Source organism: Prevotella nigrescens (assembly GCF_031191185.1).
GTDB classification, from domain to species: Bacteria; Bacteroidota; Bacteroidia; order Bacteroidales; family Bacteroidaceae; genus Prevotella; species Prevotella nigrescens.
Genome location: NZ_CP133465.1, coordinates 544,680 through 563,663 on the forward strand (window position 1 = coordinate 544,680; position 18,984 = coordinate 563,663).

Annotated in this window: 13 protein-coding genes; 11 read left to right on the forward strand and 2 right to left on the reverse strand. The window is 42.4% G+C overall.

The features are described 5' to 3' along the window. Positions 1 to 372: 372 nt before the first annotated feature. Together RDV52_RS04415 and RDV52_RS04420 are read left to right on the forward strand one after the other, a co-directional pair. A complete protein-coding gene (locus RDV52_RS04415) occupies positions 373 to 1,449 on the forward strand; it encodes a hypothetical protein (protein ID WP_004366868.1) in 1,077 nt (358 codons plus the stop codon). 12 nt (positions 1,450 to 1,461) lie between these two features. Beyond that, entirely contained in the window at positions 1,462 to 2,166 is a 705-nt protein-coding gene (locus RDV52_RS04420; RefSeq protein ID WP_004366867.1) for a hypothetical protein, read from the forward strand. Between the two features lie 227 nt (positions 2,167 to 2,393). Here the strand turns inward: RDV52_RS04420 and RDV52_RS04425 are convergent, their stop codons facing one another. After that, positions 2,394 to 4,055, reverse strand: coding sequence for a nucleoside kinase (locus RDV52_RS04425; protein ID WP_004366865.1), 1,662 nt, complete (start codon positions 4,053 to 4,055; stop codon positions 2,394 to 2,396). Between the two features lie 93 nt (positions 4,056 to 4,148). On the opposite strand from RDV52_RS04425, the gene RDV52_RS04430 reads away from it, so the two are divergent. The 6 genes from RDV52_RS04430 (at position 4,149) to RDV52_RS04455 (ending at position 12,085) form a co-directional block, all read left to right on the forward strand. Then, positions 4,149 to 5,858, forward strand: a complete 1,710-nt coding sequence (locus tag RDV52_RS04430; protein ID WP_004362360.1) for a Na/Pi cotransporter family protein — start codon at positions 4,149 to 4,151, stop codon at positions 5,856 to 5,858. Positions 5,859 to 5,909: 51 nt separating this feature from the next. Further along, positions 5,910 to 6,755 (forward strand): dihydropteroate synthase, encoded by an 846-nt coding sequence (folP, locus tag RDV52_RS04435; RefSeq protein ID WP_004366864.1) that lies wholly within the window; start codon positions 5,910 to 5,912, stop codon positions 6,753 to 6,755. Positions 6,756 to 6,795: 40 nt separating this feature from the next. Beyond that, entirely contained in the window at positions 6,796 to 7,572 is a 777-nt protein-coding gene (gene cdaA, locus RDV52_RS04440; protein WP_004362362.1) for a diadenylate cyclase CdaA, read from the forward strand. Between the two features lie 439 nt (positions 7,573 to 8,011). Continuing rightward, positions 8,012 to 8,548 carry an LOG family protein gene (locus RDV52_RS04445; RefSeq protein ID WP_004366863.1) on the forward strand — a complete coding sequence of 179 codons (537 nt, stop codon included), beginning with the start codon at positions 8,012 to 8,014 and terminating at the stop codon, positions 8,546 to 8,548. 62 nt (positions 8,549 to 8,610) lie between these two features. Beyond that, entirely contained in the window at positions 8,611 to 9,165 is a 555-nt protein-coding gene (locus RDV52_RS04450) for a DUF3332 domain-containing protein (RefSeq protein ID WP_004362364.1), read from the forward strand. Between the two features lie 334 nt (positions 9,166 to 9,499). Further along, positions 9,500 to 12,085: a leucine-rich repeat protein gene (locus RDV52_RS04455; RefSeq protein WP_004366862.1), complete on the forward strand. Its 2,586-nt coding sequence runs from the start codon at positions 9,500 to 9,502 to the stop codon at positions 12,083 to 12,085. Between the two features lie 256 nt (positions 12,086 to 12,341). Here the strand turns inward: RDV52_RS04455 and RDV52_RS04460 are convergent, their stop codons facing one another. Next, positions 12,342 to 14,342 carry a leucine-rich repeat domain-containing protein gene (locus tag RDV52_RS04460; protein ID WP_040556911.1) on the reverse strand — a complete coding sequence of 667 codons (2,001 nt, stop codon included), beginning with the start codon at positions 14,340 to 14,342 and terminating at the stop codon, positions 12,342 to 12,344. A 1,044-nt stretch (positions 14,343 to 15,386) separates the two neighbouring features. Between RDV52_RS04460 and RDV52_RS04465 the strand changes: the two genes are divergently transcribed. From RDV52_RS04465 to RDV52_RS04475, 3 genes are all read left to right on the forward strand, one after another. Beyond that, positions 15,387 to 15,755, forward strand: coding sequence for a BlaI/MecI/CopY family transcriptional regulator (locus RDV52_RS04465; protein ID WP_004363885.1), 369 nt, complete (start codon positions 15,387 to 15,389; stop codon positions 15,753 to 15,755). Positions 15,756 to 15,834: 79 nt separating this feature from the next. Beyond that, positions 15,835 to 17,277 carry a M56 family metallopeptidase gene (locus RDV52_RS04470; protein ID WP_004366859.1) on the forward strand — a complete coding sequence of 481 codons (1,443 nt, stop codon included), beginning with the start codon at positions 15,835 to 15,837 and terminating at the stop codon, positions 17,275 to 17,277. Between the two features lie 112 nt (positions 17,278 to 17,389). Continuing rightward, complete coding sequence (locus tag RDV52_RS04475) at positions 17,390 to 18,331, forward strand: tetratricopeptide repeat protein (RefSeq protein WP_040556910.1); 942 nt, start codon at positions 17,390 to 17,392, stop codon at positions 18,329 to 18,331. Positions 18,332 to 18,984: the final 653 nt, after the last annotated feature.

Genomic DNA, 18,984 nt, shown 5'->3' on the forward strand with positions numbered 1-18,984 from the left:
TAATGTTTAGTAAAAACAATAAAATTTTATTTTTCTTGCAATATGTTACTATCCTTTAAATGTAAGTATTATTTAGTTGTTTTATTTGTTTAGTATATGTGCATAATAATGCTTAAACTGTAAAAATGTTTATTTTCATTCATTGTGTTACGAATATTGTTTGCGGAAAACAAGTGCGTTGGCACTCTTTTTGTACATTATGCATACCTAAAAGCAATGATTTTTATAGGTAAACCTAATGTTCCTATAGTTGAAGAAGTAGGGTATTTCCTTTCTAATATAGGTATACGCCTTTGGCAGTGTGGGGATTTACCGCTATATTTGCAGCAGAAATATTGAATAAAAATATAACGGAATAGGAGGAATAAAGTTATGAAACGTCAGAATATAGTCTTTATGAGTGCCATTGCAGCAATGATATCTCTCGCTTCGTGCGACAGTTTATTAGCCTTGGACGGAGGTTCTTCTGGTGTCATTTATACGTCAGGCGGCTCTGTTTATAACGCTGGCTACGGACCAGACCATGGCGGTGTCTATGCTTATTCGGGCATGCGATACGACGATGCACGCCGTCAGGCACTGTTCTTGTCCGACAAAATGGCTTACGAATTGGGACTTACCGATGCTCAATACGAAGCTATTTACGAAATAAACTTAGACTATTTGCTCAATATGCGTGGCGAAAACTCTGTTTATGGTAACTACTGGGCACGCCGGAACAGCGACATTTTCTATGTGTTGAATGCATCTCAATACAATTATTTTGTAAATATGGACTATTTCTATCGTCCAGTCTATTGGTACGATGACACATACGTGTTCAGCATTTACAACCGTTACGACAATCCACGCTGCTTCTATCGTCCGCGCCCCGTCTACTACGACACTTATAGAGGTGGCAGAAACCTTGGCGAACAAAGCTATTATGCCGGCAGATTTGGTAGACGAACCGGACAGCCAGTAATAATTAATCGTAACAATGGCAGCTTTGGTAGCTATAGCAATAATAGTCCGCGTATTGTCCAAACACCACAAAATGGCAACAACGGGAACCGTCCAACGTTTGGAAACCAACGCAGAGGTAATGATGGCATGGACAGAAGAGGGTTCGGAAACGCAACAATACAAGGGCGCCCATTCGATGTTCAGCCGCAGCAGGCGCCACAACGTTCCAGCAATAACAGTAGTTTTGGTGGCTCTCGCCAAGGAACAACTTCTCAGCCGTCCGGTTTCAGTGGCAGCTTTGGCAGGAACAATGGATCGGAGCGTACCTTCTCGTTTGGTTCAGAAAGTCGCCGTCCCGCTACGCAGCCGTCTAACAGCGGACTCAATAATAATGGCAGCAGCCGTGGTTCGTTTGGCAACAGCACTCCACGTACGAGTATGCAGCCAAACCCAACCATCGAACGTCCTGCACAAAACAACGGTTCTTTCGGAGGACACAGATAAGAAATAATAGATATGCGCACGACAACTGTTAGCCGCCACAAGGTGGTGGCAGCAATGACAAGGGGATTTTTCCAAGCCTTTGTAAGTGGTCAGATAGATGCTACACAGCCCGGGAAGACAGACATAACGCCCTTGGAGTACAAGAAAATAATAGCCGACAACTACGAAAAGTTGTCGGCTTGTTACGTTTCAGTGATGTTTCCAATTCTCATTCGTCTGAACTATGCTGACGGAGAAGCGGTTGCGGAAGCTATGAAGCGCAGGAACTTCAGTAATTCAACATCGCCGAAGATGCTTCTCCGCTATGCTTGTGGCTCGAAAGAGCTGTACGATACTGCCATTAAAGAGTATCAGCAACAGATAGCGACCTTGCTTTCGGGACGATTGCAAACCATTTCGGAGTTCTTTGAAAATTACGAGTGCGGTGCAGAAACGACCGAAGCGGTTGATGTAGCCCTCGCCATTCGCTCTATGGTACGCACGCAAATGATGGCGTACAGCACGGTTCTGAAAGCTGCCAACCCAGAGTTGGCAACCCTGCACCAAGCTACCGTCTTCCGTCTGATGCTCCACGGCACAATGGCTTTGTTGCACGAAGAACCCATTTCGCTCGAAGGCGACAACTTGGAACTTATCTTTCGCCGTGTGGCACTTAATTCCGACAACTTTGAAGTGCTGATGAACGAGATGAATCAAGCCTACGAAGATTTGGTGTAAAAGTAGGAATAATCAGGCAACAAGAGTGTAAATATTTTTCACAAGAGTGTCTCTTGTGTAATCGTCTTGTTATCAACGTGTTGCAAAACCTATTGTTTTGCATTCCAAAAGCGGCTGTTTTGCACGGTAAAAGCGTAGGTTTTGCATTGCAAAAGAGCCGCTTTCGCAATGCCAAGCGCAGTTATTACTTTTTAACAGAATTATCTTTACAAAAACAAACGGAAAGCTTAATATTTGAACGATGAGCCTCCCAAGAACTCTCGAAGCAGCGATGTTGGCGGTAAGCTTCGGAAAGGTAAAGAAGCAAAATAGCCCAAAAATTTGCGTAATCGGTAAGCTTCTGCATATTCGTTACAGTTTTCCGGCACTTGTTCCAATACGGCTTCGGCTTGTGCTTTTAAAACTGCAACTTCGTAAAGCATGGCTGTATTGAACATTGTGTCGGCATTTTCCTGATAAGGGAATATCCATTTTTTTTCTCCGGCACGTACACTTGGCCATCGTCGTATGGTTTCTTGTGCGGAACAGCCACGATATTTATGGTCGCGAACAATACGGCGAATAAGTCGGTTGTCGGTGGTTGGAATATAGTTATGGTCGTCCAACAATATAGTTGTTAAGGCAGAGGCATAAATACGGAACTTCTTATTGTCGGGAATATTTTTTGTCAGCGTAGGATTTAGAGCATGTATACCTTCTACGATAAGTATATTGTCGGAATTTAAACGCAGTTTCTTACCTTTCATTTCGCTTTTACCTGTTTGGAAGTTATAGGAAGGCAATTGCACTTCTTCACCACGGAACAATGCCAAGAACTGCTCGTTGACAAGCGGAATGTTCAATGCATACAAGCTTTCGTAGTCATAATCGCCAGTTTCGTCCTTTGGTGTGTCTACACGATTTACAAAATAATCGTCCAAAGAAATCTGTACGGGTTTTATTCCACAAGTCAATAATTGTACGGAAAGTCGCTTACAGAAAGTTGTTTTTCCGCTCGAAGACGGTCCGGCAATCAGCACAACCTTTACATCTTTCTTGTTTGCGATGGTTTCTGCCATTTGTGAAATCTTCTTTTCTTGCAATGCTTCGCTCACGTTTATAAGATCGTTGGAGAATCCTCGCCTTACTGCTTCGTTGAAATCGCCCACTGTCCGTACACCCAGAATATCTTGCCAGCGATGGTGAACTCTGAATACTTCGAACATTTTGTCTTGGTTTATCAAATTATCTAACTTGGCAGGATCTTCTGATGAAGGTACACGAAGCAATAATCCGTCGAAGAATTTCTCTATTCCAAATAGCTTAATCTGCGATGTATTCGTAAGCATCGCACCATAATAATAGTCTACATAGTCGTCTAATTTATAATAAGTGGTGTAAAGCGAGCCCATACTTTCAAGGAGTTTTACTTTAGCTTCGTCGCCCAAATTGCGAAACATACTGATAGCCTCCTCGGTTGTAGTTTCATAACGCTGTATAGGTAAAGCCTCGCCGACAATGGTTTGCATTCGCCGATGTATGTTTTCTATGTCGCTGTCGGTAACCTCACGGTGTATATTTATATTGCAATAATAACCGTTTGACACCGGAATGTCAATTACGACCTTGCTTTTTGGATAAAGGTCGTGTACAGCTTTACATAATACCATAAACAATGAGCGGGTATAAGCGCGCATTCCTGATGCAGAATAAAGATCGAGAAATTCAACATCTTTATTATGAAATACTCTATAATCTAACCCTTCTACCTTATTGTTTACTTTTGCACTGACTGGTCCGAAGTACATTTTAAGATTAAATACGTTGTAAATTTCATAAAGTGTACTACCTATTGGGACTTCTAAAGTTTTTTTATTATTTTTGCAACGGATTTGTATTACTTGTTTCATCTTGTGTGAATGTTTAACGATTTTAATCAGGGCATAAAGTTAGCAAGTTCTCATTAAAGAGCAAAAGAAATCGCATTAGAAAAAGAAATTATTATGACAACAGGTATTTATTTTGCCATTCTATTTAAGATTATTGGCTCGTTAGCATTGCTTATCTATGGCATGAAAGTAATGAGCGAAGCATTACAGAAGATGGCAGGTTCACAATTACGCCACATTTTAGGCGCAATGACCACTAATCGCTTTACAGGTATGCTTACTGGAACATTTATTACTTGTGCTGTTCAATCGTCTTCGGCTACAACAGTGATGACTGTTTCGTTCGTAAATGCAGGATTGCTAACACTTGCGCAAGCCATTTCGGTCATCATGGGTGCCAATATTGGAACTACACTTACAGCCTGGATTATGTCGTTGGGTTATTCAGTCGACCTCACAAGCTTTGTTTTTCCTGCCTTTCTTGTTGGAATAGTGCTGATTTACACACGAAGAATGCGCTATGTAGGCGACTTCTTGTTTGGTCTTTCCTTTATGTTCTTCAGTCTTGTACTACTGAGCGATGCAGGAAAAGCACTTCATTTAGATTCTACACCTGCGGTTATAGAGTTCTTCAAGTCGTTCGATGTGAACAGTTATTTCACTATTCTGATATTTCTTGCCATTGGTTCCGTCATAACTTGCATCGTTCAGTCGTCTGCTGCAGTTATGGCTATCACCATTTTGCTTTGTTCTACGGGCGTTTTACCTATTTACCTTGGTATCGCATTGGTCATGGGCGAAAACATTGGTACAACCATTACTGCCAATTTAGCGGCATTAGCAGCAAACACACAGGCACGAAGAGCTGCATTGGCACACTTAATGTTTAATGTGATTGGTGTTATTTGGGTGCTCGCTGTTTTCTATCCTTTCGTAAACATGGTATGCGGATTTGTTGATTACAACCCTGCCGTTGGCGCAGTTAATGCTAACATCAAAGTAAAACTACCTGTTGTCTTAGCTGCTTTCCACACAACGTTCAATGTTGCCAATACTTTCTTACTGATTTGGTTTATTCCTCAACTCGAGAAATTGGTCTGTTGTATTATCAAACCACGTAAGAGCGAGGCTGAAGAAGACTTCCGTCTGCGTTTCATACAAGCTGGAATTATGAAGACTCCTGAACTTTCAGTGCTCGAAGCAAGCAAAGAAATACAATCGTTTGCCGAACGCCTGCAACGAATGTTCGACATGGTGAGAGAGCTTTTACATACTACAGAAGATTCGAAGTTCGTAAAACTGTATTCCCGAATAGAGAAATACGAGGGAATTTCAGATAATATGGAGATTGAAATAGCCAAGTACTTAGACCAGGTCAGCAATGCCCACCTTAGCGATGAAACCAAGGAAAAGGTACGCTCAATGCTTAGAGAAATATCTGAACTCGAAAGTATCGGCGATTCATGTTATAACATTGCACGCACCATAAACCGCAAAATGTCGGCGAAAGAAGACTTTACCGAGAAGCAATACAACCACATAGAGCAGATGTTTGAACTTACCGACGATGCTCTGACGCAGATGAATAGTTTGCTGATTAGCCATAAACACCAAAACGATGTGAACCGTTCGTTCAACATTGAAAACGAAATAAACAACTATCGCAACCAGCTCAGCACGCAGAATATCCAGGACGTAAACGAGCACAAGTACACTTATGCTATTGGAACAATGTACATGGACATCATTCAAGAATGCGAAAAGCTTGGCGATTATGTCGTAAATGTGGTTGAGGCACGCATGGGCGTAAAGCAAAATGCATAATTTTGCTGTTGCCACTTTGCCGTCTAAAGTGCTTTTAGTAACTTTGTCAGTATGGAAAAAGAAAGTTTTGCATCACGGTTTAATTCTACAGACTATACCATAAACGTAAAAGGACAACTCCTCGACTTGTCTAAACCGTGTGTTATGGGAATTTTGAATGTTACGCCAGACTCGTTCTATGCGGACAGCCGCATGCAAACCGAGGCAGAAATATACAATCGCACCAACCAGATAATAGCAGAGGGAGCGAAGATTATAGATGTCGGTGCATGCTCTACACGTCCCGGCAGCAAGTTTGTAGACGAAGCAGAGGAAAGACGCCGCCTTGCCATGGCACTCCCCATTATAAGGAAAGCACAGCCCGAAGCCATTATCTCGCTCGACACTTTCCGTGCCTCGATAGCCCGGGAAATGGTAGACGAATTTGGTGTAGACATTGTAAACGACGTGGAAGAAGGCAGCGACCCCGACATGTTTCGTACCGTTGCCGAATTAGGAGTACCTTATATCTTAATGTCGAAGGCTCCTGACATGCACGACATGTTGCTCAATCTTGCACGCGAAGTGCAGGAGTTGCGTGCTTTGGGGCAGAAAGATATCATTTTGGACCCGGGCTTCGGATTTGGCAAAGACCCCATCGACGGCAACTATGCGCTAATGAACGCAATGGAACAGCTACACGTCTTGGAGCTTCCCATTCTGGTTGGAATTAGTCGCAAGCGCATGATTCATCAGCTATTGGGCATCACAGCGCAGGAGAGCCTGAACGGAACGACTGCCCTAAACATGATTGCACTGATGAAAGGAGCAAGCATTCTGCGTGTACACGACGTGAAAGAAGCAGTAGAAACCGTGCGGATTTATGGGCGTCTGGCGGCTGCAGCCAGGACTGAATAGACTGCCTGTTACGCAAAAGGAATAGCAGAAAGGAAAGAATATGTTTTTCGAATTTGGCTTAAAGGACATCATCGATATCGTGTTGGTGGCACTCATGCTCTACTACACCTATCGCATCATGAAAGAATCGCGTTCGCTCAACGTGTTCGCGGGCATTATGGTATTCGTCGTTATCTGGCTTATCGTCAGTCAGGTATTGGAAATGCGCCTCTTGGGAAGCATCATGGACAAGCTGGTCTCTGTGGGAGTAATCGGACTTATCGTGCTCTTCCAAAAGGAAATACGCTACTTCCTCTATAATCTCGGTGCACACCAGAAAGCAAAGAATATACTGAAACTGTTCCGAAGCGACAAGAACAAGAAAGGCGTAGACCGCGAAGCAATTCTCCCAATCGTCATGGCGTGCATGAACATGGGTAAGGGAAAGGTGGGGGCACTCATCGTAATAGAGCGCAGCGTGATGCTTCAGGACATTGTAGAAACGGGCGACTACATCGATGCGCGTATCGACCAGCGGCTCATCGAAAACATTTTCTTCAAGAACTCTCCCCTCCACGACGGCGCAATGGTAATATCAAAGAAACGCATAAAAGCCGCAGGCTGCATTCTTCCGGTCAGCCACAACCAGGACATACCGAAAGAATTCGGGCTTCGCCACCGTGCAGCATTAGGAATTTCGCAGGCATCTGATGCGCTTGCCATAGTGGTTTCAGAAGAGACGGGCAAGATTTCGACAGCCATTCGAGGAGAGTTCCAAGTGCGCTTGTCGGCAGAACAACTCGAAAGTATCCTTGCAAAAGAACTTTCAGACTTTTAGGAACAAAGTACAGCCACCTGCAAGCCAAACCTGCCTTGAGTTTCCTTCCACGGAACACAAGGCAGGTTTGTTGCTTTCAGAACCTCTGTTCCGCAAGGCTGCAAAACGCCGTGTTTACCGATGTTCCGCAACGGTGTTTGTCGTAACCCCGAAGCGGCAACTGCCGTAACCCCGAAGCGACAAATGCCGTAACTCCGTTGCTATTTTGGCAGTTGTTCGGAAGGGTCTGTTTCCGGACACACGGCAATAATCCTGGAGGAATGTGCAAAGGCAACTGCTGCTTTAAGATGTGCCTTCTCCGTCGTTCATAAACATTAACAACTAAAGCTCTACTTCTAAAAAAAGACAAAAGTAATCCAAGTATTTGGCTCAACTATCTTAATAGTGTACTTTTGTATTGAAATAATTGCATTCGGTTAGAATATAAATAATGTAAGATATGAAAATAGGTGTATTCTGTTCGGCTAACAATAATATAGATCCAGATTTCTTTGAGTGTACAGAAGAGTTGGGAAGATGGATAGGCGAGCACCATTATGCCGTAGCATACGGAGGCTGCAACATCGGACTGATGGAGTGCATCGGTCGGTCTGTTCACGAAGCAGGCGGCACAACCATCGGCATAGTGCCACGTATCATAGAGAAAGGCGGCAAGAAGAGCGACTACATAGACATAGAGTTTCCGTGCGAGAACCTGTCGGACCGCAAAGACCTGCTGATGATGCAAAGCGACATGGCAGTGGCACTCCCCGGCGGCATAGGCACCATCGACGAGATATTCACGGTTGCGGCATCGGGCTCGATAGGCTATCACGACAAGCGCGTCATATTATACAACGTGAAGGGTTTCTGGAACAAACTTGTTGCAGTGCTGGACGACTTGCAGGCACAAGGATTCATACGCGGCGACTACCATCGTTATATCGACGTAGCCAACAACTTTGAGGAACTTACGAAAAAGATAATGCAGGGATAAATTAACTATTCCACGAGAATACAACGCATTTATACATAAACAACAGTAAAATTTTATTCATTATGAAAAGAAAAGAATTGAAAGTGGCTGTATGCCTCCTGGCAGGCACAATGTTGGCAACCTCTTGTGTAGGTTCGTTCACGATGTTCAGCAAATTGGCTAAATGGAACAGACGTGCCACCGACTCTAAGTTCCTAAACGAACTCATCTTTATTGTCATCTCTCCGGCTTATGCCATTGCCGGCACAATCGATGTCCTTGTTCTTAACACTATCGAATTCTGGACAGGCGACAACCCAATGGCAAAGAACATAGGCAAGACCAAGAACATTAAAGGCGACGACGGCCTGATGTATGCCGTGAAGTATCTTAAGAATGGCTACGAGATAACCCGTCCGGACGGAAGTGTCTTCTACCTAACCTACAACAAGGAAGAGAACAACTGGTACATGAATGAGAACGGCAAGGAAAACAAGCTCATACATTTCAACGAAAACGGCACGATAAAGGCATTCCTGAACAACGGAATGACCATGGACGTTACCCCAGACGCAGCCGGCGTGTACGAACTTCGCCAGGCAGTAGCAGGCACAAGCTACTTTATGGCAACACGCTAAGACAAAATAGACGAGGTAAGCACTATGCTTGTAGCACTTACCTCGTATTTCTTAGCTTTCTTTCTAATACCCATATTACACTTGTTGTCCGATTTATAAGAATTTTGTTACCTCATGTCGGACATTCTTTCTGTGCATCTTAATAGTTTCAATAATACACTCCTCTCTTTTATTTATTGCATGTCATATAGTAAGCCAATAGACTGCTTTCCTAACAATTGACGAACGAAATACACGAGAAAGGCATATGAAAGCTTGCATATTCATGAAATTAACGTTATTTTTGCGAAGTCTAATGACACTTAAATCATTTATTCACTAATATCATTGTGTTATGAAACAAAAACTATTTACCAACGGAAACTTTAGGGGTTTCATCGCATTAGTATGTATGTTGCTATCGGCATCGGTAGCTTTTGCACAGAAAACGGTGCACGTAGAAGAAGCAGGAACATTGAAAGACAAGCTGACGGAAGAGGAAATGCTTTCTCTTACGGAACTTACGCTGACAGGAAACCTAAACGGCACGGACATTCTCTTTATTCGTGCCATGGGTGGAAGCACCATTGCGGGCGGAAAGACCGACGGAAAACTGCAGGTGCTCGACCTTTCGGGGGCGAACATTGTGGCAGGTGGCGACACTTATTATTATGTCAATGAAGATTTGGAATACGGCACAAAGGATAACACCCTCTCGATTAATATGTTTTGCAAGTGCGAGCAGTTGCGCAAGATAACGGTGCCCAATAGCGTTACATCTATTGAGAAGAACGCTTTCTTGCTATGCGACAATCTTACAGAAATTATTGTAAAGCCTGAAAACAAGAACTTTAAGACGGCAGAGGGTGTGCTTTTCGACAAGGATATGACTACCTTGATGAAGTGCCCCGACGGAAAGACGGGTACGTACACCATTCCTGAAGGCACGGTAAAACTCTTAGGCGACGCTTTCTCGAACACCGAAAAGCTTGAGAAACTTGTTATTCCTGCATCGCTTGACGATATCGGCAGCAGCGGTTCGGTGCCTTTCTACATCTGCAACGCTATGAAAGCGTTTGAGGTTCATAAGGATAATAAGACCTTTGCGTCTGTAGACGGCGTGCTTTTCGATAAGAACATAGAAACGCTTTTGAAGTATCCGAAGGGCAGAAGCGGCGAGTATGTGGTGCCCGAAACGGTGAAGAAGATTGACAAATATTCGTTCTATGAGGTTTACGAGCTTACGAAGATAACCTTGCCGAAGTCGCTCACCGAGATAGCAAGCTCGGCATTTGCACACATAAAGAAATTAACGACCATTACCTTGCCCGAAAATCTTGAGCAGATTGGCTTTGGCGTGTTTATGAATTGTACGGGACTGACCGAAGTTCACGCCCTTGCTGCTGCGCCTCCCTATTGTGGTTCGATGGCGTTCTATAACGTGGACTTCGACCAATGCAAGCTGTTTGTTCCTCACGGAAAGCTGAACGTTTACAAAATATCTACGCCTTGGTCGTCGTTCAAGCATATTGAAGAAGCTGCAGAGAAGGCTTATGTAACCTTTACGACCAGCAAGAATATTGGCAGCGAGGTTGTTTTCCATATTGTCGGCGAGGATATGACGTTCGACGGAATTAAGTTCTTGAAGACGGAAGATGTATTGGGCGAGAAGTTTGACTACTATCAGGTTACGAAGAAAGATGTAAGAATCGAAGGCAGAATTACGGATATGAGTGTCGATAACTTTGAAGTGGAAGCCCTTGATGTAAGCCATTGTCCTATGCTGAAGGTACTAAGTTGTAAGAACGGCAAGTTGGAGAAGTTGGAATTGTCTAATAACAAAGACCTCGACACTTTGATTTGCAGCTACTGCGGACTGAAGGAATTGGATATTACGCAGTGCGGAAAGCTTGTTTTCGTGGATTGCGACGAGAACGAACTTACGAAACTCGATGTCAGCAAGAACCTTCTTCTGAACTTCCTTTCAGCAAACAAGAACAAGATTGGCAGCATTGACGTGAGTGCGCAGAAGTATCTTGAAACGCTTTCGCTGAACGGTACAGACATAGAGAAGCTGAACGTAACGAACAATCCATATTTGCAGAACCTGTTTGCGAACGAGAATAAACTCTCCGAACTCAATCTTACGAAGAATACCAACATACAGGAATTGCAGTTGGCAAAGAACAATTTCGCGTCGTTCTCGCTCAATTCGCCTACGCTGAAGAAACTTTATATCAACGACAACAAGCTGAAGGCGATGACGCTCGACCTTCCTGAACTGGAATTGCTCTGTGCTTACAACAACGAGATGGCAGAACTCGACTTGTCGAAGTTGAAGAACGTGAACACGCTTTCGCTTCACCATAACCTGCTGACCGATGTAAATATGAAGGCACTCGAAGAGTTGGAGTACATCTGGATAGACAACAACAAGCTGAAAGCGTTGGATTTGTCGCAAAACCAAATGATTTTAACCGTAGTATGCTATTCAAATGAGCTTTCTGCCAAGGCTTGCAAGTCGCTTATGGAGGGACTTCCGCAGCGTAACGAGAGCGACATTGCCGAAATAATCATCGTCGATACGAAGGGAACAGAGGGCAATGTCTGCACGAAATCGGCTGTGGCGGTTGCAAAGGCAAAGCAGTGGAACGTGATAGACTATGTTGGCGGTACGGAAGGTTATCCCGGTTTGTCTTACGAGGGCGTTGATGACCCAACGGGTGTGCAGGGCATCGAGGCTGACGGCAGCACAGCAGAGTTTGTCGTTACCGATGGAAAGATACTGTTCAACGGCAATTGCGGACGGGTTGTGCTCTATAATGCACAAGGCGCAGCGGTGCGTTCGCTCGACAATCCTACAGTGATAGACCTCGGCGATATGCCGCGCGGTGTCTACATCGTAACCTTCAATGGAGCTTCAACGAAGTTCGTTCATTAACATAAGTATCTGTTATTATTTTTGACGGCGGAACAACGCGATGTTGTTCCGCCGTTTTTGTATACTCACTATGCTGTCAATGAATTATCATACCGTTGTCAATTAAAAAAAGTAGGAGATAAAACACCTATTGGTTGGTATTTACCTCCTACTTGATTATTTACCTATTCTCCAGCATTTGCCACACGAGCTATTCGGTATATGGGAATAGTTCGTGTTTTCGCATCTTGTAATATGCAGCAAATTGTTTTATCCATCAATGCATGCGCTTAAATGTCTTGCCATCTACCTGAATGAATATCACACCCTGGCTATCACCTTTCTGAATAGAAAGAAGCTGAAGACCACCCTTGCACACATCTTGTTTCAGAATACGTCCGTTGATGTCATACACCCTGATGTCCCTGCCTTGCAAACTTTGAGGCGTATTAATTTGCAACAATCCATTGCCAATGAAGCATACGTTAATATCTTCTCTGCCCTCCGGCAGGTTTAATCCCGTAGGATTTTCTTTTCCCTCATAGAGGTTTTTACCATTGTTTTCTTTGTTCTTATAGTCATAAACCTTCCAATTGCGCTTGTTGGCAACTTCTACGTCTTTCTTTGTACACTGGTTTTCTTCCGTGGGATTCGTGGTATCGACAACATAAAATTCACCCTTTTTATTATCTTCTCTCACCGGCAACATGTTGCATAGCGATTTCATTTCCTGCCCTTTGATTTGATTACAGAAGCAATATACAGCTTCCAGCTGCTTTAGATTTTCATCAAGAGCGATGCTGGAGAGGGCATTGTGCTCACACGAAAGCATTCGTAGACCGTTAAGACCCTTTAAGTTTAGCTTTGTAAGTTTGTTCTTCTGGGCATAAATACTCTCAATGAGGGCATTCTTGCTTAAATCAACTTCTTGGAGCTGATTATTCTCAAATGCAATTGTCCGAAGGTTTATGCAGGGTTTTACATTGAGTTCTTTAAGTTCATTGTTCGAAATAAATAATGTAGTCAGTGCATTATTATTGTCAAAGTTTGCTGCCGAGAGTTTGTTGGTGTTGAGTGATAGCAAAACCAGTTCTTTGTTTTCACTCAGATCTATTTCCGTTAATTCATTTTCATACCCTAACAATTCTTTGAGTTTCTTGTTGCTGTTAAGTTTCAATGTCTGAAGTTCGTTCTTTGAACAATTAAGAGTCTCCAACTCTGTGCATTCTTCAACATTGAGTGCGGTAAGGTGATTGCCCATACACACAAGTTTGCTTAGCTTGCCATAAATGTTTATTTTTTCTCCACTGATGGGCAGGCGCACTTGCTGATTAAATACATTTTGTTCCTCACCGTAGTCATATTCATTGTTGTTATTCAAGTCAATCCAAACGCTATCAACCTCTTGTTCGGGAACACCGATATTGAGTAGCCACTCACCGCTTTGCTTGGAGGTGGTCAAGATAGCCTTAGGCTTTGACGTAAGATAACGATTGTGGTCTGAACCAGAATAATCAAGTTGCCCTGTGAAGTATTTTACGTCCCATTTCTTGGTCTTGGCTTGTTCTACCGAAGTTTTCAGAATCTCGTTCTTCTCCTTCTCGTCTATACTGTAAAGTACAAATAACCTGCCTGCTGTATTTTCTTGTGAACGGTCCGGAAGACTCTCCACTAACTTTTGCATGGCATCGGCTGTAAGCCTATTTTTAAAGCAGTCTATTCTCACCAACTTGCTGCAACCGGACACTTCAAGTTTATCAAGTTCATTGTCGTTCACGTCCAGTTCTTCCATCGCAGGACTTTGGACAGGCAGTGCAATACTGTTGAGTTTGCAACCACTAACATTAACCTTCTTAAGATTGGCATTTCCTGAAAGGTCCAATGAAGTGAGTCCTTTAGAATAAGTGCATTTTAGCTTTTGAAGATTGGGGTTGTTCTTAATATTGATTGCAGCAATTGCATTGTCTTTGCTACCACAGTCAATATCAATGACAGGTCCATAAATCCTCAAGGTCTTTGCTGTACGTGGTCTACTGTACCAATACCATTCCCACATACCGATGGTTTCGTTCTCGTCTTTTTGTCCGTTGTTATTCAGGTCTACCCATACTTTGGCTTTATCTTCATCGTTAGCCACCGCAAGCGATAGCCCCCACTTACCAGTTTCTTGTTCTGATGTAAGCTCAATATACGGTTCTCCGGGAGAAGTTTGAGCCATGCAAACATTGCTGGACAGAGCAATTGCTGCAGTCATTAATAGAGAATAATTTCTTTGCATACTTTGATTGTTTTTAAAAAATGAATATTCTATTTGCTTCCAAATTAATTTCAAGGAATAAGCCTTATCCTACTCCTCCATTTCTGACAAGTTATACATTGGCAATAATTTAGTTAAGAGAGTTTTTTGATTAGCTTTCCATCTTGACTTTCATATTTATAAATCGTGCAAGGCTTCTCTGTGTGGTTTTGTACAATGGCAATATTCCCTATTAACAAGAATATACAAGCCAAAGAAAAGAATGCTTTTTTCATATTACATAAATCTCCTATATGCAGCGGATTGTTTAGTTTAATCATCAAAACCTAAAGGAAAAAGCCGATAAGGTTAGATGAATGCGTTTTATCCAGCTTCCTGCTGCATGGAAGAGGATATATAATTAAATCCGTACAAATATACTATTATTTTTTAAGAAAAGCAAAATGAGGCTATAATAACATTACATTCTTGCAAAATTATTCCATAATATTCTAATAAAATCCGAAGCAATCCTTTCTATTATTACTTGGAAAAACGCTATCAAATTAAAGAAGACAACCTTATTGATTGGTTTAAAACAGTTTACTGTGGATAGTTACGAAAGACTGCTGCCCTGTAAATACTTTTCAACGGAGCAGGTTCTACAAAGCGACTCACTAACAACATAATGAGAAAGATATTGTTTTGCATTTCAAAAGAGACTGTTTTACCGTGCAAAACAGCCTCTTTTACCGTGCAAAAGAATGGGTTTTGTAATGTGTTGATAGATAACAGGTTATGCGATAGGTAAGTTTGTGAAAAATATTTACGCTCTTATCGTCTTCTGTCTGCTTCTATAATACAGTGTACAGAGGTTGCTATCTGGAAAGATAAAAAGGGCTTTTTACTCGAAGAGTGGTAAATATGGGCTTGATTTTTCTACATTATCACCTCTCTTAATTATTCGTATTAAACTGTTATACAGTATTAAATATTAAATAATTAACAATTATTGGCACTGTAAAGTTGCTTTTATTACGAATTAATCGTAAATTTGCAACAGAAACAATCAAACCCAATTCGGATATGGAAAAGCTGACAAAACAAGAAGAAGAAGTTATGTTGCAAGTATGGCGACTTGGCAACTGCACAACGAAAGATATATTGCAACAATTGGAGGAACCCAAACCACCCTACACAACCGTGGCTTCGGTGATGAACAACCTGAAGCGCAAAGGGTATATAGCGGCAAAACAGCATGGGTTGGTCTATCATTTCACTCCTAAAATAGCCCAGACCGATTACAAGTCAGACTTCATGAGCAACTTCGTAGGCAACTATTTCAAGAACTCGTTCCGCGAGATGGTATCGTTCTTTGCCAAGGAAGACAAGATTTCACCGGAGGATTTGAAAGACATTATCAGCGAGATAGAAAGGGGAAAGGATACAGAATAAGATGCAAATGCTGTAAAGGTGTCTTTCTGAATTACTCCAAGATGTATCTTCAACACGTTAAACTTAAGATGTAACGGATATGACGATGTACCTATTGAAACTAAACCTTGCCCTCATCGTGCTCTTTGGTTTTTACAAACTGATGTTTTCGGGCGATACATTCTTCGCGTTGCGCAGGGCAACGCTTATCGGAATGTACCTTGTTGCGATGTTGGTGCCGGGACTGAACTGCTCTTATTGGATAAACAAGAGCGTGGGAATGGTATCGATGGCAAACGAATATGCTGCCATTGTCCTGCCGGCTGTAACCGTAACACCGGGTGGTGGAGGTTCGATAGGCTGGGAAACTACGGCGATGACTATATATACTATGGTGGCTTGTCTGTTGTTGCTGCGCTTCTTCTGGCAGTTGGTGTCCATCGTAAGGCTGAGGAATAAATGCAGAACAACCGATATAAATGGAACGAAAGTGTATCTTTTGGAAAGCGACGAAGGACCTTTCTCGTTCTTCAACTGGATTTTCATCAACCCGACGAAGCACAACAGACAGGAAACAGACGAGATAATGACGCACGAACTGGCTCATTGCAGGCAGCTTCACTCCGTAGATATCCTCTTTACAGAACTGTTTGCCATCGTCTTTTGGGCAAATCCGTTCGTGTGGTTGCTGAAGCGTGAAGTGCGGTTGAACCTCGAATATCTTGCCGACAACAATGTCTTGGCAGGCGGAACGGACAGCAAGAAATACCAATACCATTTGCTTGGATTGGCATATAGAAAGAATGTAGCTACTATTTCAAATAATTTTAATGTTTTACCTCTTAAAAAGCGTATCAAAATGATGAACAAAAAACGAACAAAGAGAATAGCAAAAGTAAAGTATGCACTTTACATTCCGTTGGCAGCAATGCTGCTTGTTGTGAGCAACATCGAAACAGTTGCACGCGATATAGCCAACGTTGCGAAGGCAATGCCTATGGCAAAGGCAAGTGTTAAACAGGAAAAGATGGTGGATTTGTCATTTGGCAACAAGGCTACTGTAGCAGTAGAAAGTCGAAAGAATGTGCAGTCTACGGAAGCAATTGAACGCAAAGACAACAAGATGGAAGTACAAGCGGACAACCGCAACAGTGAAATGTCGGCTCAAAAAGTAGAAGAAACGACAGAAGTTGCAAACGAAGAGTCTGCAGAGAAGGGACCAAAGAAAAGCCCGAAGAAAGTGTACGAGTACATAGAAAATATGCCTACCTTCAATGGAAACCTTAACCAATGGTTACTTCAGAATATGAAATATCCAGTTGAGGCTATGAACAAAAAAGAGCAAGGAAAGGTTATTGTGCAATTCATCGTATCGGAAAATGGTGAAGTTTCAGAGCCAAAGATTATCCGTTCGGTTTCTCCGGCACTCGATGAGGAGGCTTGCCGCATAGTGTTGGCTATGCCGAAATGGAACCCGGGCAAGCTAAAAGGGAAACCAGTTGCTGTGCGTTACATGCTGCCTATAACGTTCAGATTGCAATGACAATAGGTAAACATACCATTTTGTAATCGTTTCTGTGGGACTGCAACCGTTTAAAAGTCCCACAGAATTCCTTATCTAAACATCTATCGAGCACGTTCTAAACCAATTATCCATGCGGAAGACATTCCTCCTTCTTGTAGTCTTGTGCAGCTTCAGCCTGCACGCAATGGCGCAAAACCGCCGGCAACTTATTGAAAAAGGCGACAGTTGCATGAAAGCTTACAACTATTTCCACGCCATTTCGCACTATAAGCAGGCGCAGACACTGGGCGACGACAATGCCATACGCATGAAACTTGCCTCGTGCCACTATCTCCGTACGGCATATAAGCAATGTGCAGATATGCTGAAAACCATTCCCGAAGACAGCCTTACCCACGATGCACTGCGCGAAATGTACTATGCGCAGGGAGCAATGCAACAAACAACGTTACAGACTTATTGGGGAATGACGCTTATAGAGAAGTTTCCGATGGACGGACACATCGTTGCCGACCTTATGAAAGTATTTTTAAACCAAGAAGACAGCAATCCTAACATGGCAGTTCTGTATGGCGAACGCTATTGTAAAGTCGATTCCGACAATGTGGAAGTGAACCGTACACTGGGCGAAGCCTATTTCTTGAATCGTAAATACGAGCAGTGCATTGCTATATATAATAAGGTGATGGCAGCAGGCGATACCACTTACAACGCACTTTACTATACGGCAGGCGCATACGAATACTTGGAAAAGTTCGATTCGGCAGCCCTTTACTTCGCAAAAGCGGTGGAACGAGACCCCAAAATGGCAGTTGGGAACTATCGTTTAGGCGTTGTGGAAAACCAACTCGGTCGCTACGATGCAGCCATAGAGCATTTGCGAACCGCTGCAACACTTTACGAACCGAACAAAACCATCATGTTCGAAATATACAAGAATATGGGCGACGCCAAAAACAGCCTGAAACAATTAAAGGAAGCCTATCTTTATTGGGGCTATGCTCTGGCTTATACCGACGATAAGGAGTTGAAAGAGAAACGTCTGGAACTGAAGAAGCGGCTCAATCTGTAATCTTGAAAAACATGCTATGGGGCGAAACGAGACTTAGAGTTACTATAAAGATGACACAAAAAGGAATGTGTATGGTCTATCAGCTCCGTTCATGGAAGATATTTTAACCCAAGTCGTTCATTAGAGCATAAGTAGATTTCGTTTTATTGTTAAGCAGATTGATTGGCTTTATAACGAAGACGTAGCGGGGTATGCCAAGTTAGAAAGGCAATCAAGATGCCGACAAGAAAATGGAAGATGGCAGGAAGTAAAATTATTAACAAGATATGATGATGTTACGGTTTAATGAACCAATTTGGATTAAAATTTTTTCATTTCGTAATAATAACTTTAAATTTTGTAACTACAGATTTTCATTATAAATTTCTGTGCCATTACAACTCGTTTATTTATAGATATTTGAAGAGGCATTTTTATAATATAATCTACATTTGTTACCACTTGTTTTTATGTCTGCTAATTCAGTACACGTAAATAGAACTCTATAGTAAAATGGTAAACTTAATTTAAAGTAGCCGAAAAATATAAATACTTTATGCATTTTGGCACAATTTACACCCCACTTTCTTTAAATGTATATGCAGATAGGTCATAATTTGGTTTTGTATAAATAGTATGTAATATTGTTAATTTAATTCAAAGTATTTAAAAGA